Origin of the sequence: Aeromonas veronii bv. veronii (assembly GCF_000820225.1) — a bacterium.
GTDB classification, from domain to species: domain Bacteria; phylum Pseudomonadota; class Gammaproteobacteria; order Enterobacterales; family Aeromonadaceae; genus Aeromonas; species Aeromonas veronii.
In genome coordinates this window covers 58,719-83,519 of the sequence record NZ_CDDK01000049.1, presented here as the reverse complement: position 1 = coordinate 83,519, position 24,801 = coordinate 58,719, and the positions used below count along the sequence as shown (strand labels likewise).

General features: G+C 58.1%; 22 protein-coding genes. 8 read left to right on the top strand and 14 right to left on the bottom strand.

All coding sequences use genetic code 11. The features are described 5' to 3' along the window. Window positions 1–26: 26 nt before the first annotated feature. Genes BN1139_RS20445 through sdhC form a run of 4 tightly spaced genes read right to left on the bottom strand, consistent with a single transcriptional unit; the run spans window position 27 to window position 3,243 of the window. Window positions 27–743 carry a succinate dehydrogenase iron-sulfur subunit gene (locus BN1139_RS20445; RefSeq protein WP_005333549.1) on the bottom strand — a complete coding sequence of 239 codons (717 nt, stop codon included), beginning with the start codon at window positions 741–743 and terminating at the stop codon, window positions 27–29. A gap of 16 nt (window positions 744–759) precedes the next feature. Beyond that, entirely contained in the window at window positions 760–2,526 is a 1,767-nt protein-coding gene (sdhA, locus tag BN1139_RS20440) for a succinate dehydrogenase flavoprotein subunit (RefSeq protein WP_013723668.1), read from the bottom strand. Between the two features lies 1 nt (window position 2,527). Beyond that, the gene (gene sdhD, locus BN1139_RS20435) at window positions 2,528–2,872 is read right to left on the bottom strand and encodes a succinate dehydrogenase, hydrophobic membrane anchor protein (protein ID WP_005333558.1); all 345 of its coding nucleotides are present in this window, start codon (window positions 2,870–2,872) and stop codon (window positions 2,528–2,530) included. Next, complete coding sequence (sdhC, locus tag BN1139_RS20430) at window positions 2,866–3,243, bottom strand: succinate dehydrogenase cytochrome b556 subunit (RefSeq protein WP_005333571.1); 378 nt, start codon at window positions 3,241–3,243, stop codon at window positions 2,866–2,868. Before sdhC ends, sdhD begins: the two co-directional genes overlap by 7 nt. A 442-nt stretch (window positions 3,244–3,685) precedes the next feature. Here sdhC and BN1139_RS20425 point away from each other — a divergent pair, with 442 nt between their 5' ends. Further along, entirely contained in the window at window positions 3,686–4,972 is a 1,287-nt protein-coding gene (locus tag BN1139_RS20425; protein WP_005333572.1) for a citrate synthase, read from the top strand. Window positions 4,973–5,064: 92 nt separating this feature from the next. Next, a complete protein-coding gene (locus BN1139_RS20420; protein WP_005352532.1) occupies window positions 5,065–5,385 on the top strand; it encodes a DUF4377 domain-containing protein in 321 nt (106 codons plus the stop codon). A 78-nt stretch (window positions 5,386–5,463) separates the two neighbouring features. Here BN1139_RS20420 and BN1139_RS20415 read toward each other — a convergent pair whose 3' ends face one another. After that, window positions 5,464–5,904: an acetyltransferase gene (locus tag BN1139_RS20415; protein ID WP_013723667.1), complete on the bottom strand. Its 441-nt coding sequence runs from the start codon at window positions 5,902–5,904 to the stop codon at window positions 5,464–5,466. A 57-nt stretch (window positions 5,905–5,961) separates the two neighbouring features. Next, entirely contained in the window at window positions 5,962–6,807 is an 846-nt protein-coding gene (locus tag BN1139_RS20410) for a DUF5718 family protein (RefSeq protein ID WP_041915439.1), read from the bottom strand. Window positions 6,808–7,145: 338 nt separating this feature from the next. On the opposite strand from BN1139_RS20410, the gene BN1139_RS20405 reads away from it, so the two are divergent. From BN1139_RS20405 to BN1139_RS20395, 3 genes are all read left to right on the top strand, one after another. After that, entirely contained in the window at window positions 7,146–7,538 is a 393-nt protein-coding gene (locus tag BN1139_RS20405) for an NUDIX hydrolase (protein WP_005352539.1), read from the top strand. A gap of 91 nt (window positions 7,539–7,629) precedes the next feature. Further along, entirely contained in the window at window positions 7,630–8,136 is a 507-nt protein-coding gene (locus BN1139_RS20400; RefSeq protein WP_005352541.1) for a GNAT family N-acetyltransferase, read from the top strand. A gap of 297 nt (window positions 8,137–8,433) precedes the next feature. Then, a complete protein-coding gene (locus BN1139_RS20395; RefSeq protein ID WP_005352543.1) occupies window positions 8,434–9,552 on the top strand; it encodes a glycerol dehydrogenase in 1,119 nt (372 codons plus the stop codon). A gap of 106 nt (window positions 9,553–9,658) precedes the next feature. On the opposite strand, the gene pdxY is transcribed toward BN1139_RS20395, so the two are convergent. The 3 genes from pdxY to BN1139_RS20380 all read right to left on the bottom strand — a co-directional run bounded on the left by pdxY (window position 9,659) and on the right by BN1139_RS20380 (window position 12,121). Then, window positions 9,659–10,522 carry a pyridoxal kinase PdxY gene (gene pdxY / locus BN1139_RS20390; protein ID WP_005352545.1) on the bottom strand — a complete coding sequence of 288 codons (864 nt, stop codon included), beginning with the start codon at window positions 10,520–10,522 and terminating at the stop codon, window positions 9,659–9,661. 174 nt (window positions 10,523–10,696) lie between these two features. Next, window positions 10,697–11,473: a DUF429 domain-containing protein gene (locus tag BN1139_RS20385; protein ID WP_005352546.1), complete on the bottom strand. Its 777-nt coding sequence runs from the start codon at window positions 11,471–11,473 to the stop codon at window positions 10,697–10,699. An 84-nt stretch (window positions 11,474–11,557) separates the two neighbouring features. Beyond that, window positions 11,558–12,121: a VC2662 family protein gene (locus BN1139_RS20380; protein WP_005352548.1), complete on the bottom strand. Its 564-nt coding sequence runs from the start codon at window positions 12,119–12,121 to the stop codon at window positions 11,558–11,560. 260 nt (window positions 12,122–12,381) lie between these two features. Here BN1139_RS20380 and ybcJ point away from each other — a divergent pair, with 260 nt between their 5' ends. Further along, window positions 12,382–12,615, top strand: a complete 234-nt coding sequence (gene ybcJ, locus BN1139_RS20375) for a ribosome-associated protein YbcJ (RefSeq protein WP_005352550.1) — start codon at window positions 12,382–12,384, stop codon at window positions 12,613–12,615. A 33-nt stretch (window positions 12,616–12,648) separates the two neighbouring features. On the opposite strand, the gene BN1139_RS20370 is transcribed toward ybcJ, so the two are convergent. The 4 genes from BN1139_RS20370 to BN1139_RS20355 all read right to left on the bottom strand — a co-directional run bounded on the left by BN1139_RS20370 (window position 12,649) and on the right by BN1139_RS20355 (window position 19,744). Continuing rightward, window positions 12,649–13,122 carry a DUF4442 domain-containing protein gene (locus BN1139_RS20370; RefSeq protein WP_005352552.1) on the bottom strand — a complete coding sequence of 158 codons (474 nt, stop codon included), beginning with the start codon at window positions 13,120–13,122 and terminating at the stop codon, window positions 12,649–12,651. A gap of 166 nt (window positions 13,123–13,288) precedes the next feature. Continuing rightward, window positions 13,289–15,040, bottom strand: a complete 1,752-nt coding sequence (locus BN1139_RS20365) for an ABC transporter transmembrane domain-containing protein (protein ID WP_005352554.1) — start codon at window positions 15,038–15,040, stop codon at window positions 13,289–13,291. Beyond that, the gene (locus BN1139_RS20360; RefSeq protein ID WP_013723665.1) at window positions 15,037–16,773 is read right to left on the bottom strand and encodes an ABC transporter transmembrane domain-containing protein; all 1,737 of its coding nucleotides are present in this window, start codon (window positions 16,771–16,773) and stop codon (window positions 15,037–15,039) included. The genes BN1139_RS20365 and BN1139_RS20360 overlap by 4 nt, the downstream gene beginning before the upstream one ends. Window positions 16,774–16,939: 166 nt before the next feature. Then, window positions 16,940–19,744 (bottom strand): hybrid sensor histidine kinase/response regulator, encoded by a 2,805-nt coding sequence (locus tag BN1139_RS20355; RefSeq protein ID WP_005352558.1) that lies wholly within the window; start codon window positions 19,742–19,744, stop codon window positions 16,940–16,942. Window positions 19,745–19,931: 187 nt separating this feature from the next. Between BN1139_RS20355 and trxC the strand changes: the two genes are divergently transcribed. After that, window positions 19,932–20,366, top strand: a complete 435-nt coding sequence (gene trxC, locus BN1139_RS20350) for a thioredoxin TrxC (RefSeq protein WP_005352560.1) — start codon at window positions 19,932–19,934, stop codon at window positions 20,364–20,366. Window positions 20,367–20,527: 161 nt separating this feature from the next. Next, entirely contained in the window at window positions 20,528–21,910 is a 1,383-nt protein-coding gene (locus BN1139_RS20345; RefSeq protein WP_005333606.1) for an SLC13 family permease, read from the top strand. A 63-nt stretch (window positions 21,911–21,973) separates the two neighbouring features. On the opposite strand, the gene BN1139_RS20340 is transcribed toward BN1139_RS20345, so the two are convergent. Next, entirely contained in the window at window positions 21,974–24,448 is a 2,475-nt protein-coding gene (locus BN1139_RS20340; RefSeq protein WP_005352562.1) for a glycogen/starch/alpha-glucan phosphorylase, read from the bottom strand. Window positions 24,449–24,801 lie beyond the last annotated feature (353 nt).

Below are 24,801 nucleotides of genomic sequence, written 5' to 3'. Positions count from 1 at the left end.
GGGCCAGCACCTGGCCGGCCCTGATACTAAACAGCCCGATTGAGCAACATCGACTTGATCTGGCCAATCGCCTTGGTCGGGTTCAAGCCTTTCGGACAGACGTTCACGCAGTTCATGATGCCATGGCAGCGGAACACGCTGAAGGCGTCGTCCAGATTCCCCAGTCGTTCGGTGGTCGCGGTGTCGCGGCTGTCAGCCAGCCAGCGGTAGGCGGCGAGCAGCCCGGCCGGACCGATGAACTTGTCGGGATTCCACCAGAAGGAGGGGCACGAAGTGGAGCAGCAGGCACAGAGAATGCACTCGTACAGGCCGTCAAGCTTGGCGCGCTCTTCGGGGGATTGCAGGTGCTCACGCACCGGCGGCAACTTGTCATCATTGATGAGGAAGGGTTTGACCTTCTCCCACTGGGTGTAGAACTGGGTCATGTCGATCACCAGATCACGGATCACCGGCAGGCCGGGCAAGGGGCGGATAACAACGTTATTGCCCTTCTTCAGCAGGTCGGAGAGCGGGGTGATACAGGCAAGACCGTTCTTGCCATTCATGTTGAGACCGTCTGATCCACAGACCCCTTCGCGGCAAGAGCGGCGGAAGGCGAGCGTGGGATCCAGCTCTTTCAACTGGATCAGTGCATCGAGCACCATCATGTCGGAACCTTCAGGAATATCAAGACGATATTCCTTCATATGGGGGACGTTATCAACATCCGGATTGTATCTGTAGACAGAGAATGTGACGTTCATAGGGCTGGCTCCGCAATCAGTAAGTCCGGACCTTGGGCGGGAACGCCTCACGGGTCTTGGGTGACATGTTGACAGCGCGACGGGTCATGGACTCGGTGTCCGGATGATAGAGGCTGTGGCACAGCCAGTTCTCATCGTCGCGATCCGGGAAGTCGAAGCGGCAGTGAGCACCGCGACTCTCGGTACGGAAGTTGGCGGCAACCGCCGTGGCAAACGCCGTCTCCATCAGGTTGTCCAGCTCCAGGCACTCGATGCGTTGGGTGTTGAACTCTTTGGAGGTGTCATCCAGACGGGCTGACTTGAGGCGTTCGCGGATAACCTTGAGCTCGGCCAACCCTTCTGCCATCGCCGCACCTTCGCGGAATACGGAGAAGTTGTTCTGCATGCAGCGCTGCAGGTCTTTGCGGATCTGCACCGGGTCTTCCCCGTCACGGCAATTTTCCCAGCGGTTGAAGCGGGCCAGTGCGGCATCCAGATCCGACTCGGAAGCATCACGACCGTGCTCCATCTCGCCCAGAGTGTTGACCAGATGCATGCCAGCAGCGCGGCCGAAGACCACCAGATCCAGCAGGGAGTTGCCACCCAGACGGTTGGCGCCGTGTACGGAGACGCAGGCAATCTCGCCCACCGCAAACAGGCCGACTACCGGCACATCGTTGCCGTTCTTGTCCTGGGTCAGGCACTGGCCATTCACGTTGGTCGGCACGCCGCCCATCATGTAGTGGCAGGTCGGGATAATCGGGATCGGCTCTTTGACCGGATCCACGTGGGCGAAGGTGCGAGAGAGCTCGCAGATGCCCGGCAGACGGGATTCCAGCACCTCTTTGCCGAGGTGATCCAGCTTGAGCTTGATGTGCGGGCCCCAGGGACCATCGCAGCCACGGCCTTCACGGATCTCGATCATGATGGAGCGGGCCACCACGTCGCGACCGGCCAAGTCCTTGGCATTTGGCGCGTAACGCTCCATGAAGCGCTCGCCATCCTTATTGAGCAGATAGCCACCTTCACCACGGCAGCCTTCGGTTACCAGCACCCCTGCCCCGGCGATGCCGGTCGGGTGGAACTGCCACATCTCCATATCCTGCACGCCGACGCCGGCACGCAGCGCCATACCGACACCGTCACCTGTATTGATGTGGGCGTTGGTGGTGGACTGGTAGATACGACCGGCACCGCCAGTCGCCAGCACGGTGGCCTTGGCCTTGAAGTAGACCACTTCACCGCTCTCCATATCGATAGCGGTACAACCCACCACATGGCCATCCTGGTTTTTCACCAGATCCAGCGCATACCACTCGGAGAAGACGGTGGTCTTGTTCTTGACGTTCTGTTGGTAAAGGGTGTGCAGCAGGGCGTGACCGGTACGGTCGGCCGCAGCCGCAGTACGGGCAGCCTGCTCGCCACCGAAATTCTTGGACTGACCACCAAACGGACGCTGGTAGACAGACCCGTTGTCGAAACGGGAGAAGGGCAGCCCCATGTTCTCCAGCTCATAGATAGCCTCGGGGCCGGTTTTGCACATGTACTCGATGGCTTCCTGATCACCGATGTAATCGGAACCTTTTACCGTGTCATACATATGCCACTGCCAGTTGTCATCGTGGGCATTGCCCAGCGCAACCGTGATCCCGCCCTGGGCGGAGACAGTGTGAGAACGGGTTGGAAAAACCTTGGACAACAGAGCGCAGCTCTTGCCGGACTGGGCAATCTGCAGCGCGGCGCGCATACCGGCACCACCGGCACCAATCACCACCGCATCAAATTCACGAGTTGGAATAGTCACCTTACACACCCCACAGCACGACGAAACCCGTCATCAGATAGACAAACAGCACCACGACCAGGGCAAATTGCAGCGCCCCGCGTAGCCCTACCGGCTTGATATAGTCAGTCAGCACCTGCCACAGACCAATCCAGGCGTGGATCAGTACGCAGAGCAGGGTCAACAGGGTGAATACCTTGGTGAATGTTTTGGCGAAGAAGCCTGCCCACACCTCGTAGGTGATGTCGTTGAACGCGACAAAGCCCACCAGATAGAGGACATAACAGGTCATGATGAGGGCGGTGGCGCGGATCAGGATGTAATCGTGAACGCCGCTGCGCCCGAAGGTTGCAGAATTGGTTACCATACAAGCACTCCCGCCAATACAGCCAGGATCGCGGTGATCACGAAGGCCACGCGGGCGCTCTGATTGCCGGATTCCAGCTCTTCCCAATAGCCCATATCCATGACCAGATGACGCAAGCCGCCCACAATGTGGTATGCCAGCGCAGTCAGGATCCCCCACAGCACGAGTTTGACCAAAAAGTTGTCCATGATGGCAACCACGGTTTCAAACCCTTCGGGAGAGGCGAGTGAAGTACCAAGCATCCACAGCAAGATGCCCAGTGCAACAAAGGTAATGACCCCTGAAACACGGTGCAGGATGGATGCAATGGCAGTGACAGGAAAGCTGATCGTCTGTAGGTCGAGGTTGACCGGTCTCTGTTTGTTTTTCACGCTTGCCCACTCAGCTCCATTGAGCACGTTAGTTATTGTTTTAACTCACACTTGAGGGCACGGAATGGTGATTGTTGGTTTTTTGTTACCAAAACACTCTGAAAAAGCCAAAACGCGAGTTTTCGGTTTCACATCAGGCTTTGCCAAAGCGTTTCAAACACCCGCAGCCATGACCCACGTGGCGCAGTATATCGGCGGCCTTAACCGAAGACAATCAATTAGCTACAAAGAAAACACAAAACCGCAAACTCGATCGCATATTTAATTTAACATTTCATTAATGCCATTAATGGGGTTCCAGCAAAATTGACATTGATAAGGAACTCTGTTTCAAATAAGGCGCTCCAGCCACTTCGGTATGGGTAACAACCTTTGCCAGCGTCATAAAAGTCGTAATAGAGTAGGACTGGAACCAAATTATAAAGAGCAAAGGAGACGTGCTATGGCTGATAAGATAGCCACCCTACACCTGCCCGGAAAAGATCCGGTCGAACTGCCGATCCTCTCCGGCACCATCGGCCCGGATGTTATCGATGTCAGAAAATTGGGATCACAGGGGTATTTCACCTTTGACCCCGGTTTTATGGCGACCGGTTCTTGCAAATCTGCCATTACCTACATTGACGGGGATCAGGGTGTCTTGCTGCACCGTGGTTACCCCATCGCCCAGTTGGCCACCCAGGCCACCTATCTGGAAGTCTGCTATATCCTGCTGTACGGCGAAGCGCCGACCAAGGCCCAATATGCCGAATTCGAACGCCTGGTCACTCGCCACACCATGGTGCACGAGCAGATCGCCTTCTTCTTCCGCGGCTTCCGTCGCGACTCCCACCCCATGGCCATCATGTGCGGTGTAGTCAGCGCCCTCTCCGCCTTCTATCACGATGCCCTCGACATCAACAACGAGCAGCATCGCGAGATCTGTGCCTTCCGTCTGCTCTCCAAGATGCCGACTCTGGCCGCCATGTGTTACAAGTACTCCATCGGCCAGCCGTTCATGCAGCCGCGTAACGCCCTCTCCTATGCCGGTAACTTCCTGCACATGATGTTTGGCGTGCCGACCGAAGAGTACAAGGTCAACCCCATCGTTGAACGCGCCATGGATCGTATCTTTACCCTCCATGCGGATCACGAGCAGAACGCCTCCACCTCCACCGTTCGTCTGGCTGGATCCTCCGGTGCCAACCCGTTCGCCTGTATCGCCGCGGGGATCGCCTCCCTGTGGGGACCGGCACACGGTGGTGCCAACGAAGCCTGCCTGCGCATGCTGGAAGAGATCGGCTCGGTGGATCGCATCCCCGAGTACATCGCCAAGGCCAAGGACAAGAATGATCCGTTCCGTCTGATGGGCTTCGGTCACCGTGTCTACAAAAACCACGACCCCCGTGCCACCGTGATGCGCGAAACCTGCCACGAAGTACTGACCGAGCTGCAGATCAAGGATCCGCTGCTGGACGTAGCCATGGAGCTGGAGCGTATTGCGCTCTCCGACCCCTACTTCGTCGAGAAGAAACTCTACCCGAACGTAGACTTCTACTCCGGCATCATCATGAAGGCGATCGGCATCCCGATGAGCATGTTCACCGTGATCTTCGCCATCTCCCGCACTATCGGCTGGATTGCGCACTGGAACGAGTTCCACTCAGACCCGGACAGCAAGATTGGTCGCCCACGCCAGCTCTACGTAGGCCACCCGCTGCGCGAGTTCACTCCGCTCGAGCAGCGCTAACCACTGCGCTGATATGGTTTGTTACAAAGGCGGTCATTGACCGCCTTTTTGTTTGCCGCTCTAATGCCCCCTTTCGCGTTAAGGAGTCCATTATGAAACCACTGTTTATCAGCGCAGCCTTGCTGCTGACCGCCTGCCAGAGCGCCCCCGCCCCGTCACAGGGGGAGACCCTCTATATCAACAGCCAGCTGGTCGATTGCGTCGGCGTTGGCCCGATGCAGTGCATGCAGGTTCGCAGTGATGAGCAGCAGCCCTGGACGCTGTTCTACCAGAATATTGAAGGTTTCCAGTTCGAGCCTGGCTATCGCTACCAGCTCACTGTCAGCAAGGAGCAACTCACCGATGTGCCGGCCGATGCCCCCTCCGTGCGCTATCAGCTGATCAAGGTAGTGAACAAGGTCGCCAGCAAGTAACAAACACGATCAAAAAAACGGGGGATGGCTGATGCCATCCCCCGTTGGTTTATGGGTACTGCGCCTCATCAGGCACGATCAGGTCGGCGCCAGCGCCATATGCAGCAGAGGATAGGGCTTGCCCTGACCATCCAGCGGCGAACGACCCGTTACGGTGAATCCCATCTTCAGATAGAAGCCCACCGCCTGTTCGTTCTGCTCGTTGACGTCAACCTGCGTCGCGCCGCCCTGCGTGATGGCATGGGCCACCAGCAAACGCCCCACGCCACTACCGCGCGCCTCGGGAGCCACAAACAGCATCTCCAGCTTGCCCTCGTACACTCCGCTAAAACCCGTAATCTGCCCCTCTTTTGTGCGGGCACTGTGCAGTGTCACCGCATCGAAGTAGTGCTCCAGAATAAGCGGTTTAAGCGCGAGGATCTCGGCCTCGGGCAGGAAGTGGTGGGTCGCCCGCACAGAGGCCTCCCACAGATCGATCAGGGCCGGATAATCGGCCCGGGATACCGGAACAATCGTCATGAAATGACTCGATATGATAACCAGCGGGAAGAGACATCTTCCCACTGGCAACGGTGATTAGCGCGCCTGCACCGCCTGCAGCAGCACCGACATATCAGCGCCAAAGTTGCGGCTGCGGATCGCTTCGCGAATATCCGCTTCGCTATAACGGCTGCCCGGGTAGACCACTACGCAGGAGGTGTCGCCCGGTTTGAGGAAGTGGGTCTCGCCAAACGGGGTATAGCGGGTGGCACCGATACTGATGAGCGCATGGGGAGGATGTCCCGCCTGCGCCAGCAGTCCCTGAATGTGCTCCGCCGGCCCTTCATCCTGCTGATGATTGAACTTGTCGATGGCCCAGTCGAGCAGCTTGCCGTGGAAGTAGCTGTAGTCGATGGCTGCGCTGTCTACCCCGTAGGCGTGCAGCTCGCCATCGCGCTCCAGATAGCAAGCGATGCGATAGTCATCGAGCTCGCAACCGGCGGCAAAACCGGAAAGCGGCAGCAGCTTGGCCGCCAACCCCTTGCTCTCTTCGCCCCAGTTCTTCTTCTCGCTGATCTTCTTGGCGTTGGGACGACGGATGGAGCAGTCGTTATAGGCGCCAAAGGCGCGGGGATGGATCGCCACCAGCTGCTTGCCGGCATACTCCAGCTCGCACCAGAGGGCCACTTCCGGCTCGATCTGCACCTTCTCGTCACCGCTGACCGCCGCTTCCGGCAGGAAGATGGCGTTATTGCTCAGCGGAAAGACCCCGAGCTGACCCGGATGACCCGGCACGAAGAAGGGGAACAGCGCCTTGGGCGCCGTGGTGTCGCGCACGACTACCGCTACGAAGTCCGACGCTTCACCCGCCTGCTCCAGATGACCGGCGAAATTGCCCGCGACCCCGAGTCCGATAAACTTGCTCTCTGCTGCTATCTGCATCTTGCTCACCTGCATCTTGCCAACGCAAGGTAGCAGGCTCGTCGCCTACTACCGCTAAAGTGGCAAGATTAAACCACAAGGACCCCGCCTTCGCCCAGTCCGGCCCTGTCGTGATGTGCGCCAGTCCGCTTTTTTAGGGTCGAAAAGTCTGTGGCGAACCAGCCATTGCGCACTCATTCAGCTACGCGGTCACCGCGCTGGAAACAGTGCGTTTCCGGCATCTCCCCTCTTTCTCCTTGGGACTCAACTTCATCTTTGTTAGGCTGCCGGCATGCAAAACAACTGTGCGCTTGAATGCGCCACTGCTCATCACGGCAACCCCATTGGAGAGAAAACGGATGATCGACAAACTCGCCTGGCTCACCTTTAAAGATCAGCAACTGCTCTGCGCCCGCTCCCACGGCAAGGGCATCTATTACATCCCGGGCGGCAAGCGGGAACCGGGCGAGAGCGACGAGGCGGCGCTGATCCGCGAGATTGAGGAGGAGCTGGCTGTCACCCTGCAACCCGACACCCTGCGCTTTGTCTGCGAGTTCAGCGCTCAGGCCGATGGCAAACCGGCAGGTGTCGAGGTGAGACTGCGCTGCTACACCGGCGAAGCGAGCGGCACCCCGATCGCATCGGCCGAAATTGCCGAGCTGCGCTGGCTCGACAGCTCTCACCTCGATGAGCTCTCCCCCGTCTCCCGCCTGCTGTTTGTCTGGCTGGTTGAGCAGGGGCGGATCCGCTGACAAGCCGTACTCGCGGCGAGCATACGTACCCACCTCATATGAACCAACGGTGGCAATCAGCCACATAGCAACGCAACGACAAGGATGTCAGATGGACATTGTGGAAGTTAATAGCGCAGCGACCTACCAAAGTGCGCTCATCACCCTGCTGCAAGATTGTGTCGATAGCGGCGCCTCGGTCGGATTTTTACCGCCGCTGACCACGGAGGAATCTACCCGCTACTGGCAAGGAGTTGAAGCGGATCTGGCAGCAGGTCACCGAAAGCTGTGGCTTGCCCTTGAGCAACAACAGATTGTGGGAGCGGTTCAGCTCGCGCTCTGTGGCAAGGCCAACGCTCGCCACCGGGCCGAAGTGGAAAAATTGATGGTACTGCAAACGGCGAGAGGTAAAGGTGTCGGTCGTGCGCTGATGCAGGCCTTGGAACAAGGCGCCCATGCCGCGGGCCGTTCGCTGCTGGTGCTGGATACTCGCGCCGGTGATGTGGCCTCCCACCTTTATCGTCAGCTCGGCTATCTGGAGGCGGGCCAGATCCCGATCTTTGCGCGCAACGCAGATGGCACTCTTGCTGCGACCGTCATCTTCTATAAACCGCTCTGACCATCCCCTATCTCTTATCCACATACAGCAGGGCCGCACCAAGCGGCCCTGCTTGTTGCCCGCGTGACTGTTTGTTGCAGCAATATGGCTTGCAACAAATTGCCACGATACGGCCATTGCGCCTGTATGCCTCAACACCGCCAATCGCCGCCCCAAAATACAGCCAAACAAATAGAAAGATTAATTAATGATTAAAACGCCCCCCTTTTCTTCTTCATCTATTGCCTCATCAGGCGTATCGTAAGAGACCCATTTGATAATCAATTTTATGTTATTCACTGCCTTGAGGAATAATGGATGCCCACTTTGCCCCGTACAGTTACCTCCCCCAAAAAGTTCATCATCGGTCAACACCTTCTCCCGCAACTCCATGAGCACGTTAAAGATTTTGGTGACTATGCGTTGCTCATCAGCGATGAGTTCATTCTGGAGCGGGTACGGGAAGAAGCTTTGGCGGGGCTCCTGCAGGCAGGTCTCAGGGGAGTGGTCGACAAGTTTCGCTACGAATGCACCGAACAGGAGATCCACCGCCTGACCCACCTTGCAGAGCAATATGGTGCGAACGTGATTGTCGGGATCGGCGGCGGCAAGACGCTGGATGTCGCCAAGGCCGTGGCCTTCTATCTGCGCCGTCCGGTTGTGCTGTTCCCGACGATTGCCTCTACGGATGCCCCCTGTACGGCGCTGGCGGTGATCTACAACCAGGCGGGGGAATTTGAACGCTATCTGTTCCTGCCGCAAAATCCGGACGTGGTGCTGGCTGACACGGCCATCATTGCCGCCGCCCCTCCCCGCTTCTTTTCCGCAGGCGTCGGCGATGCCCTGGCCACCTATTTCGAGGCGCGCGCCTGCTATCGGGCGGACGGGCTCAATCTGGTCGGCAAGCGCCCTTCACGCACTGGCCTTGGTCTGGCACAGCTCTGTTACGAGCTGCTTGGTGAAAACATCGAGCTGGCCATGGATGCGATACGCCACCATGTCTCGACCCCGGCGCTTGAGCAGGTTATCGAGGCCACCATCTACCTCAGCGGCGTCGGTGCAGAAGCCGGTGGACTGGCCGCAGCTCATGCCGTCAACAACGGCATGTCACTGATCGCGGAGCTCCATCGCGCCCAGCATGGCGAGAAGGTAGTCTTCGGCCTGCTGACCCAACTCGTGCTTGAGCGCGCCCCGCAACACGAACTTGATGAGGTGTTTCGCATCATCGACTGTGCAGGTCTGCCCATGACGCTGCAAGAGTTGGGACTCACCCACTTTGATGAAAGCGAGTGGCGCAAGGTGGCGCAGCTGGCCTGCGATCCCCTCGATACCATGGGCAACATGCCGATGACAGTGAGTGAACAGGATGTCTACGCCGCCATGGTAGCGGCCAATGCCATGGCTGAGCGTTATCGCCTCCGCCATCCCCGCATCTGATTGCTTGCCGCATTAAACAGGCAAACAGTAAAAAGGCTTGCCCATTGGCAAGCCTTTTTCATCTGCATCCCACCCCTTGTCGGGATAGACGAACGTCCGCGCTGACTCAGGGCAGTTTCACCGCTCGCACTTCAACCTCTGGCAGGGCGAAGGCATCTTGCGCGGCGATGAGTTGCAGCTCGTAAGCCTGCTGGCGCCAGGTCTCCTGCAGCACCGCATCCACCGAGGCGTTGGTGCGCTCGAACGCGCTGACCGCATCGTGACCGGCCAGCAAATTGGCCAGCATCAGGGCGCTGATAAGATCGCCAACCCCCACCGGCTGGCGGGCAAAGTCATAAAGCGGACGGGCAATCAGGTAATCCCCTTGCGGGGTCGCCAGCAGCATCTCGAAGCGGCTGGAGTCCTGCGCCGCACGACCGAGATGCTTGACCAGCACCAGCTTGACGCCGCGGGCCAGGAGCTGATGGGCAGCCGCGCGGGTCTGATCCAGATCAGCCAGATGGGTATCACAGAGGGTCTCCAGCTCCAGCAGGTTGGGGGCCATCATGTCGGCCACCGGCAGCGCCTGCTCGGTCAGGAAACGGGTGACGCCGGGGGCAACGATGCACCCCTTCTCCGGGTGACCCATCACAGGGTCGCAGAAGTAGATGGCATCGGGGTTGGCCGCCTTGACGGCGTTGACCACGGTCAGGATCTCGTCCCCCTGCTCGGCAGAGCCAAGGTAGCCGCTCAGCACGGCGTCACACTGGCTCAACACCTCGATACTGCCCAATCCTTTCACCAGCGCACTGATATGACCCGCCGGCATCGCCATCCCCTGCCACCCCTGGGCATATTGGGTGTGGTTGGAAAACTGCACCGTGTTGATGGGCCATACATCCATACCGAGGCGGCGCATGGGGAAGACGGCCGCGCTGTTGCCGGCACAACCAAAGACCACGTGGGACTGAATAGAGAGAACGGATTTCATCGGGAATACCACAGCAAAGGATCAGCAAGGTGGGCAATATATCGGATGAAGATAACGATGCGCCACCTTGGCGCGGGATGAACAGGCAATTTCCTGACTAAAGACAGGTTTTTTGCGCCATTTGGCCCGCGTCCACAGGGTGAGCGGCGCCATGATGCGCCGCGTCACCGTCCATCACATGCCGCTGTGCTCTACAGCATGACGGGCAAAGTGATAGACCCATCCCTCATCACACGGCATGTCACTGGGTGGCGAAATCAGCTCAGGCAATACCGTCACCTTGCCGCCAGCAGCATATTGCAGCGCCATCAGGGCGCAGAGCGCCGCATCATAGCGATCGGTGCCGACCAGCACATCCGCAGGCAGCTGTGCCGCCAGCTCGGGCCGTGCCGGGGAGGCCTTGCCGCCCACTTTGGCCAATGCCGGATAGACCTCCAGCACGCCACGACTGGCCTTCGGGGCAACGGTCGGCACCAGTTGCAGATCAGAGAGCTGCGGCAGCATGGAGAGCGCCAGAGTGGCGTTGTTGCCGAGCCGGTCGAAGGTGGCCGAGAGCGGCTTCTTGCCGTACTGCTGATACAACCAGCGCTCGCAGTCGCGATAGGCGTAGGGGTTGTCTATCTCCCGCTCGGGCACGGCGCAGCTGTGTGGCTGGCCGTTGAGCAGATCCCGCAAGGCGCGGGGAAAGGCGAGCGGCGCATCGATACCGAGCGCCAGTTGCGGGCAGGCTTCTACCTGCACCTGGGTCAGCTCATTTTGCAGGGCGGGACGCAGCAGAGCGGCCAGATCCGGCGCCACCCGCGAGCTCAGACGAAACAGCGGCGACACCCCGAGCCAGTGCAGGCGGTTGGATTCGGCCTGCCAGCCCACCACGGCCACCGCCTGGGCACTGCCCTGCCAGCCACGCACATCCCAGCCGATCCCGATTGCACTCATTTGCCCTGCCGTCATCAATTACCTCTGTTCGCCTGTCACAAGTTGCAAGAGGCACAGGGTAATCAGCAGATGCCTTTAACGCAAAGCGAACTGCCTTGGTCAGAACGATTTCTGGAAGTTCACCAGTGGCAGAATGGGGAACACGCCGTTGGCGGCATAGTTGGCCAGCCCGATCTGCAAGCCATCGAGGTGCTTGGTCGCATTGATAAAGCCAATCTGGAAGGTGGTACGCTCGGCATAGTTGACGAAGCCGACGTTGGCCAACGCATTGCCCTTGGCGATATTGACCGCCCCCCAGTTAAGCCCCTGCACATTGTTGGTCAGGTTGACCAGCCCCAGATTGACGCCGGTATCCTGCCCTTCGTGCCAGTTGATGGCGTTGATGGCGACCCCGCCAAACTGGTGGCGCACCCGACCAGCACCCAGGAATACCCCGAGCTGCAGGCCGCTGAACTGATCCACATCGGAGAGGGCGAAGATCGGCAGATCAATACCCTTCACCTGACCGGTCCGGCCGTAGAGCAGCGAGGCGCGCGCCCCTTCCACCTGATGGGACGCGGGCAAATTGACCCCGGGCAGCGAGACCTGCACCGGAGTACTGGCCTGCGCGACACCGCACAGAGTCAGGGCGCTGCATGCCAGCAGCAGGCGGGAGAGTGTCATGGAAAGTTCCTTGGGCCATTGAAAGTGGCCCGATCCTAACAGCCAGGGGCTAATGTGGGCACACCAGCCGGGACGAGGTGCGTCACGATACGTCACGGGTGGCCCTCTCACCTCTCCATCAGGTCTTGCGAAAGCGCCGCCTCAAGGACAATCGGCCACTTTTTCGCAGCGAGTGGCCCCTCTTCCTTTCTTTGCCTGAGCGAACTGCCTAAAATAGTCGCCCTGCTGTATCCGGCATTCATCCATCTAGAGGATTTCCCATGGAGACGTTTCTGCTCGAAGGTCACCCCTTCATTGCCTTGTGTGACCTTATCAAACATCAGGGGTGGGCCGATTGTGGCGGCGCCGCCAAAGCCCTCGTTGCCGAAGGGCTGGTCGAGGTGGACGGTCAGGTCGAGACCCGCAAGCGCTGCAAGATCGTGGCCGAACAGGTGGTCAACTTCAACGGCATGAAGGTCGTGGTGAAAGAGGGCGTCAGCCCGGAGATTGGCTAACCCCGTTTCGGGGAGCCACTCTCCGGCAACCCGCTAGCTGGCCTTGATCGACAGGGTCAGCACAAAACGCGCCATCGCCTCATCCCCGTTCAATGACGGGCAGGTGGCCACCACCCGGATGGGGCGATTGATGCGCTGACCGCTTGCCAGTGATTCATCGATCATGGCGTCAATCTCCTCCCCCGCTGCGCAGTCGAACTGCACATCCCCCTCCGGTCGTTTCAAAAACTCCCCCTGCACATCCTTGAAGGCGAAGTGCACCTTCTTGCGCCGCTGCCGCCCCTTCTCCATCACCAGCAGACCGCCTACCAGATCGGCGCCGGTCGCCAGCGCGCCAAAATACATGCTGCCCAGATGGTTGCGGGTACGCCAGCCAAGGGGAATGCGAATGCGCAGCGCCTTGGCGTTCATCTCTTCGATGATCGGGGCACAAAACCCGATGACGGGTATATAGCGCCAGGCAAACAGCCGGAGCGCCAGATTGGCTTTGAAGCGTTGCAAATCCATATGCGAACTGATCCGATGAGTTAATGTAAACAACATGTTGCCTGCATCTGCGCCATTCGACAAGCACAGGGATCACGGTTACGACCTTTGCCCAACGCAAAAAAACAGAGGGAACCGCATCGGTTCCCTCTTTTCGTTCATGTCGCCGTTACAGCAAATGTGCCGATCAGGCGCGCTTCTCTTCCAGCCAGGCCCCCTGACTCTGCATCTCGAACAGCTGGGCATAGTGACCGCCGAGGGCCATCAACTCACCATGGGTACCCCGCTCATTCACCTGACCGCGGGAGAGCAGCAGGATCTCGTCCGCATCGACGATGGTCGAGAGGCGGTGGGCGATGGCGATGGTGGTGCGGCCACGACGGGCGGCAGAGATCGCCTGCGACAGCGCCAACTCGGTCTGGGAGTCCACGCTGGCCGTCGCTTCATCCAGAATGAGGATACGCGGATCCCCCACCAGCGCGCGGGCAAAGGAGAGCAGTTGCCGCTGACCGGCGGAGAGGTTCTTGCCCCCCTCCTCCATCAGGGTGTTGATCCCCTGTGGCAAGCTGCGCACAAACTCGGCCAGCTGCACCTCGCTCAGCGCCTGCCAGAGCCGCGCTTCGTCTATTCCGGCGCGGCCGAGACGCAGGTTCTCCGCCAAAGTGCCGACGAAGATAAAGGGATCTTGCTGCACCAGCCCGATGCTGCGGCGTACCGCCGCCAGCGACAGGGTATCCAGTGCGTGATCATCGAAGCGGATCTGCCCCTGATCTAGCGGATAGAAGCCCATCAGCAGGCTGATGATGGTGGACTTGCCGCTGCCGGTATGGCCCACCAGCGCCAGCATCTGGCCCGGTTTTGCGGCAAAACTGACCTCCCGCAGCACCTGCTGCTCACCATCGTAGGAGAAGCTCACCCGCTCGAAACTGACCCGTCCTTCCAGCGGGCGCAGCTCGCCCTCGGTGCTCTCGCGGGTTTCATCGAGCAGGGCAAAGACACGCTCCCCCGCCACCATCGCCTGCTGCAGCTGGTTAAGCTGGTTGGTCATCTCGATGAGCGGCTCGATCATCCGCCCCAGATAGCTGATAAAGGCGTAGAGCACCCCCACCTGAATGGCACCGGCGTGGCTCCCCCCCTCATGGGCAAACAGCGCCAACAGGCCGATCAGCACCATCATGTAGAAGAGATCGATGAGCGGACGCAGCAAAATGCCGTTGATCTTGAGGCTCTTGATCCGTGCCGACCAGTGCTGCTGGTTCACCTCGGCAAAGGCGTTGGCAAAGTGGCGCTCCTGCACCATAGCCTGAATGACCGGCATCCCCTGCAGCGACTCGTTGAGGCGGCTGTTGATGTCGGAGAGCAGACTGCGGGTCGCTCGCACCACTGGCACGCTCAGTTTCTGGTAGAGCCACATCACCCCACCCACTGCGGGCAGCAACAGGGAGCAGACCAGCATCAGCCGCAGATCCAGCAGCGCCATCGAGATGAGGATGCCGCACAACAGCACCACCTTTTGCACCAGCAAGCCGATCACCTGCACATAGAGGTTCATGATCGCCTCGGTGTCGTTGGTGATGCGGGAAATCAGCGAGCCGGATCGATGCTTGTCAAAGTAGCGGGCCGGTAAGCGGATGGCGGTGGCAAACACCTGCTCGCGCAAGGTTTGCACCACCGCCTGGGCGATACGGTTAAAGCGCAGGGATTGCAAATAGAAGCCCGCCGCCGAGAGTACCTGCAAGCCCAGATAGCCCGCTGCAATCAGGGCTATGGTGGGCAGCACGATATTGCGAGGCGCCAGATAGTCATCGATAAAGAGCTTGATCAGTAGCGGTCCGGCCACTTCGGCGCCGGTGGCGAGCAGCAAACAGATCCCCGCCTGAATAAGCCAGCGAGGATACTGAGCACAGTAAGCGAGCAGTCGTTTAATGGTCGGATTCACAGGCTCTCCTCCACCGCTTCTTCGAGACGCTGGTAACGCACCATATCTGCATACCAGCCATTGTGCGCCATCAGGGCACCGTGATGACCCTGTTCGCTGATGGTCCCCTGCTCCAGCACCAGGATCTCGTCGGCCTGCTCCACCGCCGTCATGCGATGGCTGACCAGGATCAGGGTGCGACGATGTGCTTTGAGAGCGTGCAGAATTTGCTGCTCGGTGTGGGCATCCACCGCCGAGAGCGCATCATCGAGCACCAGAATGGGCGCATCCAGCAGCAGGGCGCGGGCAATGGCCAGCCGCTGTTTCTGACCGCCGGAGAGGGTCACCCCTTTCTCCCCCACCTCGGTCTCATAGCCCTTGGGGAAACGCACAATATCATCGTGGACACAGGCAATGCGCGCCACCCGTTCGACCTCCTCGCGGCTCGCATCGGGTTTGCCGAGGGCAATATTGGCGGCGATAGTGGTGGAAAACAGGAATGGCTCCTGCGGCACATAGGCAAACTGGCTGCGCAGTGTGGCGAGCGGCAGCTGGTCAATCGGAACGCCACCCATGACAATCGAACCGTGAGTCGGATTGGCAAGGCGCATCAACAGCTTGAGCAGGGAGCTCTTGCCTGCTCCGGTGCGCCCCACAACCCCGAGCATCCCCCCTTGCTTGAGGGTAACGTCGATATCCGCAAGCAGGGTGCGCTGCTCGAGTTGATAGCTCACCCCTTTGATCTGCAAAGGAAAGGCAGAGGTAAACGCGGCCGGCTGGGCGGGCTCTTCGATATCGCTGCGCTCCCCCAGCAGGCTTTCGATACGGGAGTAGGCGGCGCTGCCCCGCTCGATGATGTTGAACAGCCAGGCGATGGCAAACATCGGCCAGATCAGCTGGCCGAGGTACATGGTGAAGCTGGTGAGCTCACCCAGGGTCAACTCATCGCGCAGCACCAGCACACTGCCCCCCGCCACCGCGAGGAAGTAGGAGCAACCGATACAGAGATAGATGACCGGATCGAACTTGGCATCGATGCGGGCCACCGCCATATTGCGCTCCCCCGCCTGTTTGGTCAGCTCGGCAAAGCCTTCATCTTCCAGCGATTCAACCGCATAAGATTTCAACACCCGCACGCCGGAAAGGGCCTCCTGGGTCTTGTTGTTGAGCCTGGAGAAGGCCCCTTGCGCCGCCTTGAACTGGGTGTAGATCTGGGTGCCGAAGCGGTTCATGAAATAGGCCATCACCGGCAGCGGTAGCAAGGAGACCAGCGTCAACTGCCAGGAGTACTGGCTGCACATGATGGAGAGCACCAATACCCCGACCATGATGGAGTCCACCAGAGTCAGCACCCCTTCGCCAGCGGTCATCTCCACCGCCTGAATGTCATTGGTGGCATGGGCCATCAAATCGCCAGTACGGTGGCGCTGATAAAAATCGGGGCTCATCCGGGTGAAATGACTGAACAGGCGATTGCGCAACACATAGGCCAGACGGTAAGAGGCACCGAACAGCATCACCCGCCAGACGTAGCGCAGCAGATAAATCAGCACACCCAGACCAAACAGTCCCGCCAGATAGCGCATCAGGGTGCCATTGTCGAGACCGCCCTTGGTGATGCCATCAACCACCCAGCCCACCACTTTGGGCGGAATAACGGTCAACAGGGCCACCATCAGCAGCAGGGAGATGGCAGCCAGATAACGGGGCCACTGCTCCTTGAAAAACCAGCTCAATCGTAGAAATACGCTCACACCACCAACCTTTAGCGCTCTCTGCCCGTGACTGCTCCAAAGAGCGGCCATCAGAGAAGCCACGCAGAAATAGAAGAATGAAAACAATCGCCTCCGGCTGGAGGCGATTCGAACGAAAGCTCATCATATCCCGAACCGCGATGGTTGAGAATAATTACTATTTAATTCACTGTGACATGCGATCATCACCTGATGAATAGGGATTATACGAATTTTCATGCTGCTCACCGGTCAACAGGAAGTGTGACACCTCTTCCCGGGTCTGGCTAAAGACCTGTTGCAACTGCTCCAGATCCGTCTCGCTTAGCACCTCGTTTTGCCGCAGGCGCCACTCCAGCTCGCCAGCCACCAATTGCAGACGGGCCGCCGAGATATTGGCCGACACCCCCTTGAGGGTGTGCAGCAGCTTGCTGGCCACCTCGGGTTGCTGACGGCGCAGGGCGGAGCGGATCTCCCACAGATCGTCCTTGTGCTCCGACATGAACAGCTTGAACAGGATCTGCAATGCCTCCTTGTCCTGCTCCAGCCGCTTGAGTGCATCCTGCAGATCGAGGATCCCGATCATATCCGGCGGTTTAACCTCCATGATCCCCGCCTGCTCCACCCCTTGCGGCTTTACCCACTGCAGCAGGTTGTTGTAGAGATCCAGCTTGCTCACCGGCTTGGTGACATAGCCATTCATCCCCACCCCCAGACAACGTTCCTTGTCACCGGGCATTGCACTGGCGGTGAGGGCAATTATGGGCACATCGTGTTTGTCGACCATCTTGCGGATCTGGCGGGTGGCATCGAGTCCGTCCAGTACCGGCATCTGCAAATCCATCAGGATCACGTCAAAAGGCTGCTCGGCGACCCGCTCCACCGCCTCCCGACCATTGCTGACCACACACACTACCGCATCGACGCGCCGCAGATACTCGATGATGAGCTGCTGATTGACCCGGTTATCTTCCGCCAACAGCACTCGAGTACCCTGCAACAGGGATTTGAAGTGTTGCTGATCCCCCTGAGCCTCGGCCTTGCGCAGGTTGAGTTCGTAGGAGCTGCCGTTGAGCAGCTCGTCCACCTTGGCCAGCAGGGCATTCTCGGTCATCGGTTTGGGCAGAAAATGGGTCAGCCCCATGCTATCCATCCGGGCGTGTAGCCCCTCTCTGGCCCAGGCACTGATCATCAGGATGGGGATCCGCCGCCACTGGCTGTGCTGATACATCTCCAGCGCCAGATCGAGCCCATCCTCCTGACCCATGCGCCAGTCGAGGATCGCCAACCGCAGATTCGGTCCCTCTTCACGGAGCAGCTGACGGGCGCGGGAAAGGGAGTTAACCGGCAGCACTCGCACTCCCGCCCGAGTCAGAATGTCCCGGGCCAGATCCAGCACCAGTTCGTTGTCATCCATCACCATCACCAGCGGCTGGTTTTCGAAGAAGACTTTCCGCCCAGCGACGCCGTAGACCGCCTGCGCCATCGGAATATCGAACTTGAACAGAGAGCCGACGCCAGGCTTGCTCTCGACGGTGATCCGCCCCCCCATCAGCTCCACCAGCCGCTGGGAGATATTGAGCCCAAGACCCGAGCCGCCATATTTTCGGGTATTACCCGCCTCCAGCTGGGTAAACGCCTGAAACAGTTGGGTCTGCTTCTCTTCGGCAATGCCGATGCCGGTATCGCGCACACTGAAGCGGATCCGCATTGGGTGAGGATTGGCCAGCTCGATGCAGACTTCGACTTCACCGCGTTCGGTAAACTTGATAGCGTTGTTCACCAGATTGACCAGCACTTGCCCCAATCGCAAGGGATCCCCACGCAAGAAGACCGGCACCTCCGGTGACTTGCGAATAACCACTTCCACGTGTTTGCGCTCCGCCAGATCGGCAAACATGCCCGCCAGCGAATCGAGCTGCTCGCTGAGATCGAAGTCGATCTCCTCCAACGTCAGCTTGCCTGACTCCACCTTGGTCAAATCAAGGATGTCGTTGATCAGCAGCAGCAGGGTATCGGATGAGGATTTGATCTTGCCCAAATAGTCCCGCTGTTGCTGATCCAGTTCAGTCTGCAGTGCCAGCGAGCTAAAACCTATGATGGCATTCATGGGGGTGCGGATCTCATGGCTCATGTTGGCCAGAAAATCGCTTTTGGCCTGGGCCAGCAAGCCGGTCTGGCGCGACAACTCGCTCAGCTTCTGGTTGCGGCGCCACAGGGTGAAAGCCACCAGCGCAAAGCAGATCAAAGCCCCGCACAGCACCATCAGATAGAAGCGGTTCATCAAAGAGGAAGCGCGCTCCAGCTTGTCGAGTTTCCAGCGCACCAGACTCTCGATCACATGCATGTCGATGAGCTGGTAACGCAAGGTGTGATAGGCAATCACCTGCTGGCTCATCTCCTTGCTCAGGCGGATCAGGGTAGCGATCTCCGGCAAGTTGCCATAACGGGATTGCAACTGCTGTTGCAGCTGGTCCAGCGTAGTCTGTTCACGTTTGTCCCAACTGCGCTGCAGATAGTTGCTCAGTTGCGCCAGCTCCTCCAGGTCGCGATGAAGCGCACTGTCTGACGGGCTTATCCCCCGCACCTTTTTAATCTGGGCCTGCAGGGGCGCATTGAGATACTCGATAGCCATCTCAATGGCATGAAGCCTGGCCAACGCCATCAGATAGGTGTCCATGTCCTCAAGCAGTGCCTGGGAGAGAGCGTCTTGCACCAGCTCGGGATCGCTTCTGACTTCCCGTACAAAACCGTCAAGGGTGATGGATAACTGGTTCAGGCGCTGCTGGACATTGCTGTCATTGGCCTGCTCCCGCCCAAGCAGATAGAGGGTATCGGCGTTGATCCTGTTCAGTACCACCTCGGCCGCTTCGTTCAGGTTGTGGGCCTGCTGCTGCTGACTGAGCGACTGCCAGCAGTAGCCCGAAAAGGCAAGCAGCAGGGCAACAATCAGCCCTGGCACAGCACGGTTTTTCCGTGATCCTTTATTCATCCCGTCTCGACTCTCATCTGGTGGTCGCTGAATTATCCGGTCAGGCAATGAACCCTGGGGGAATTATCCACTCCCGCTGGGCACTGTGTTACCGTTATTGCTCTGATATTTCGCTATTGTTTCGCGATTGCTTCATTCTGGCTTTTCATCATATCCCCGGCCAGAGCTGATTTAGAAGGAACCAATTATGTCATTTATCACTACTTATTGTAGCCACTGCTTTACCAGGAACCGCCTGCCCGTTACCCATATCGATACATCTGCCAAATGCGGGCGCTGCAAAGCCCTCCTGTTCAGCCAGACCCCTTGCCTCGGGAATGCGGATAACTTCGATACCCTGATCAACTCAGACATCCCGGTCGTGGTCGATTTCTGGGCCAGCTGGTGCGGCCCCTGCCAGCAGTTTGCTCCGGTATTTCATGAGGTTGCCCATGAACTCGAACCACGGATGCGCTTTGCCAAAGTCGATACCGAGCAACAGAGCACCATTGCCGCCCGTTACGCCATTCGCAGCATCCCCACCCTGATGGTCTTCCAACAGGGCAAACTGGTGAACCAGATAAATGGCTCCTTGCCCAAGAGTATGTTCAAGCAATGGCTGGAACAGTTCATGGATGTTTGATTTATATTTCGCACATGTTTTATTTATGTGTTCATTTCCTCATTTTTATCAATGAGTATGTGAGTAGAGGCTGATTTTCAACATGTGAGTCTGTTTCAAACAAGTGAATGGATGTAATCTCGGCAACACAAAAACAACCATAAATTAACCGAGAGAACATTATGCACACATCAGCTGTACCCTCTGCTCCATCTCGCTGGCTGGACATCAAATCAGGGATCGTCATCCTGGATGTTTTGCTACTTTGTGCCATGCTCGCCTGGCTCCCGTTTGACCCCATGGTCAACAAGGGGCTGGGCATTCTGGTCTTTATCGCCATCCTCTGGCTGACCGAAGCACTGCACGTCACCATCACCGCACTGCTGGTACCCCTGCTGGCTACCGTGCTCGGGGTGTTTGACATGAGCAAATCCCTCACCGATTTTGCCAACCCGATCCTGTTCCTCTTTTTTGGCGGTTTCGCCCTCGCGGCAGCCCTCTCAAAACAGGGACTGGATACCCTGATGGCAGGCAAGGTGATGCACCTGGCCAATGGTCATCTGGGTTGGGGCGTCATCCTGCTCTTTACCATCACAGCCGCCATGTCGATGTGGATCAGCAACACCGCTACCACCGCCATGATGCTGCCACTGGCGATCGGTATGCTGGCACGCCTCGATAGCAAAAAAGAGCGCGCCACCTTCGTCTTCGTATTGCTGGGGATCGCCTACAGCGCCAGTATCGGCGGCATCGGCACCCTGGTGGGTAGCCCACCCAACGCCATCGCAGCCGCCCAGATGGGGATTGGCTTCACTGACTGGATGAAATTCGGTGTTCCAGTTGTGCTGATCCTGATGCCCTGCGGCATTGCCCTGCTCTATCTGGTGACCCGCCCGCGTCTCAGCCACCGCGTCGAGATCCAGGATGTCACCATCAACTGGACCCGCGAGCGTAAAGTGACGCTGGCAATCTTCCTGACCACCGTTGTGCTCTGGATCGGATCACAACCCATCTCCAACGCCTTTGGCGGTATTCCGCAACTCGACACCCTGATTGCCATGGGCGCCATCGTGGCCATCGTGGTCAGCCGTGTCGCCAGCTGGGATGACGTCAACCAGAACACCGACTGGGGCGTGCTGATGCTGTTTGGCGGCGGTCTGACCCTGAGCGCCATTCTCAAGGCCACTGGTACCAGCGCATTCTTGGCCAGCCATCTGTCGGCCGTACTCTCCAACGCAAACATTTTTGTTGTGTTGCTTATGCTGGCCGCCTTCGTGGTGTTCCTGACCGAGCTGGTCTCCAACACCGCCACCGCCGCGCTGTTGGTTCCCCTGTTTGCCGGTGTCGCCGAGGCGCTGGGTGTATCACCTGTGGTGATGTCGGTGTTGATCGCTATCGGTGCCTCCTGTGCCTTTATGCTGCCGGTCGCCACGCCGCCCAATGCCATCGTCTTTGCCAGTGGCCACATCCGCCAGAGGGAGATGATGAAAGCCGGTATGGCTCTGAACGTGGTCTTTACCGTGTTGCTCGCCCTGCTGGCCTACTTCGTTGGCGATATCCTCTGATCCAGCTCCCCCCAATAAACAAAAACCCCCGCATTGCGGGGGTTTTCTCATTTATGAATCCGATTATCCGATGTTGCAGGCCTTCAGATCCCAGATCCGATCCACATAGTCCTGAATGGAGCGGTCGGAGTTGAACTTGCCCATGGTGGCCGAGTTGATGATGGCCTTCTTCGCCCACAGTGCCGGATCCCGATACCAGGTATCGATCAGCTTGTGTGCATCCGAGTAGGACTGGAAGTCCGCCAGGGTCAGGTAAGGGTCTCCCCCTTCCAGCAAGGAGCGCTTGATGGAGGCCAGCTCACCCGGACGACCCGGCGTGAAGTAGTCGGTATCAAACCAGTCCAGCACGGCTTTGAGCTCGGAGTTGGCATAGTAGAAGTCGTAAGGGTTGTAACCGCGCGCCTTCAGCGACTTCACTTCGTCCACGTTCAGACCGAAGATGGCACAGTTTTCGGCACCCGCCTCTTCAGCGATCTCGATGTTGGCTCCATCCAGCGTCCCGATGGTGATTGCACCGTTGAGTGCCATCTTCATGTTGCCGGTACCGGATGCTTCATAACCTGCAGTAGAGATCTGCTCGGAGACATCTGCCGCCGGGATCAGCTTCTCGGCCAGACTCACGCGATAGTTCGGCATGAACACCACTTTCAGCTTGCCCTGGATACGAGCATCGTTATTGACCCGATCCGCCAGCTTGTTGATGGCATAGATGATGTCTTTGGCCAGCTTGTAACCGGGCGCCGCTTTGGAGCCGAAGATAAACACGCGCGGATGCATGTCATAGTCCGGGTTGGCCAGCAGGCGACGATAGAGCGCCATGATGTGAATAAGGTTCAGCTGCTGGCGCTTGTACTCGTGCAGACGCTTGATCTGAACGTCAAAGATCGCCTCGGCACTGACATCGATACCGGTTTCGTCTTTGATGACCTTGAGCAGCTTCTCTTTGTTGTGACGCTTGATGGTCATGAACTGCTGCTGGAACGCCTTGTCGTCGGCAAACTTCACCACGCCACGCAGTTTGTCCAGTTGCAGCGGCCACTCCTTGCCCACTACTTCGTTGTAGAGGCCAGCCAGTTCCGGGTTGCACGCCAACAGCCAGCGACGCGGGGTCACCCCGTTGGTCACGTTGCACATTTTTTCCGGCCACAGCTCGGCATACTCGGGGAAGAGATCTTCCTTCACCAGCTTGGAGTGGATCTCGGCCACACCGTTCACTTTGGACGAACCGATCACGCACAGGTTGCCCATGCGAACCTTGCGTACATCACCCTCTTCGATGATGGAGAGCTTGGCCTTGATGGCATCGTTGCCCGGCCACTTGGGCTCCACCAACTCGTTCAGGAAGCGGGCGTTGATCTCGTAAATCACCTCCAGATGGCGAGGCAGTACTTTCTCGAACAGGCTGACCGACCACTTCTCCAGCGCTTCCGGCAGCAGAGTGTGGTTGGTATAAGAGAAGACCTGATAGCAGATAGCCCAAGCGGCATCCCAGTTCAGATCTTCCTCGTCAACCAGCACCCGCATCAGTTCCGGGATGGCGACAGTCGGGTGAGTATCGTTGAGCTGAATGGCAATTTGCGCGGCAAAGTTGCTGAAGTCACTACCATGGACCCGCTTGTAGCGGCGCATGATGTCCTTGATGGAGCAAGCACAGAAGAAGTACTGCTGGATCAGACGCAGCTCTTTACCTGCATCGGTCTCATCGTTCGGATACAGCACCTTGGAAATGGTCTCGGCCTGGGCTTTCTCAGCCTGGGAGTCGATGTAACCACCGGCGTTGAACACGTCCCAGTCGAAAAACTCGGAGGCGCGGGATTCCCACAAACGCAGGATGTTGACGGTGTGACCGCCAAAACCGACCACCGGAATATCCCAAGGCACCCCTTTAATCTTGCGACCGGCGTGCCATACCTTCTTCAGGCCGCCATTGTCACCAAACACGGTCTCGACGTAGCCATAGAGCGGCACTTCTTGCACCGACTCGGGACGACAGATCTCCCAGGGGTTGCCATATTCACGCCAGGAGTCCGGACGCTCGATCTGGCGGCCATCCTGGATTTCCTGACGGAACAGACCGTGTTCGTAGTGGATACCGTAACCAACCGCCGGATAGTTCAGAGTGGCCAGCGAGTCGATGAAGCAGGCAGCCAGACGACCCAGGCCGCCGTTGCCGAGTGCCATATCCGGCTCTTGTTCGCACAGGTCGGTCAGTTCCAGACCAAGTTCGCCCAGCGCCTCTTCGCAAGTCTTGTAGAGTGAGAGGTTGTGCAGGTTGTTGGAGGTCAATCGTCCCATCAGGAATTCAGCAGAGAGATAGTGAATCGCACGAGTGTCTTTCTTGAAATGAGTCTGCTGAGTGCGGGTCAGGCGCTCGTACACCTGTTCATTGACGGCCGCCGCAGTGGCTTTCCACCACGCTTCGGGAGAGGCTTTCTGTTCGCTTGTTCCCAAGGTAGAACGCAGGTGACGCACGATACTCGCCTTGAGCTGATCTTTATCCAGTTGGAGATCCTGGTCTGTCTTCTTCTTGGTAGCCATAAACCATATTCCTTCGTTACAAATAAAATTGTTATCCCGCTTGCGGGACCGGCGCTGTTGTTATCTCAAAATATGTACCGGCGTGAGAATACTAACTAAAGCGGCAGAATTAAAAGTTAACGCAAGTCACACTTTAACCGATAAAAACAGCCTGAAAAGCTTGAAAACCCTTTCCTTTAATTGATCGCGCATAAATAAATATTACCTTTATTATCAACAGTTTAATGAAACAATAAAAATATTCTGGCATGAATAGGTTTTCAGAGATTGCCAAGCCTTGAAAATCCATGAAAATAGGCAGCAAGACGGCACATTGAAACCGGTTTCAATGTGCCTGAAAAATTACCGTATAA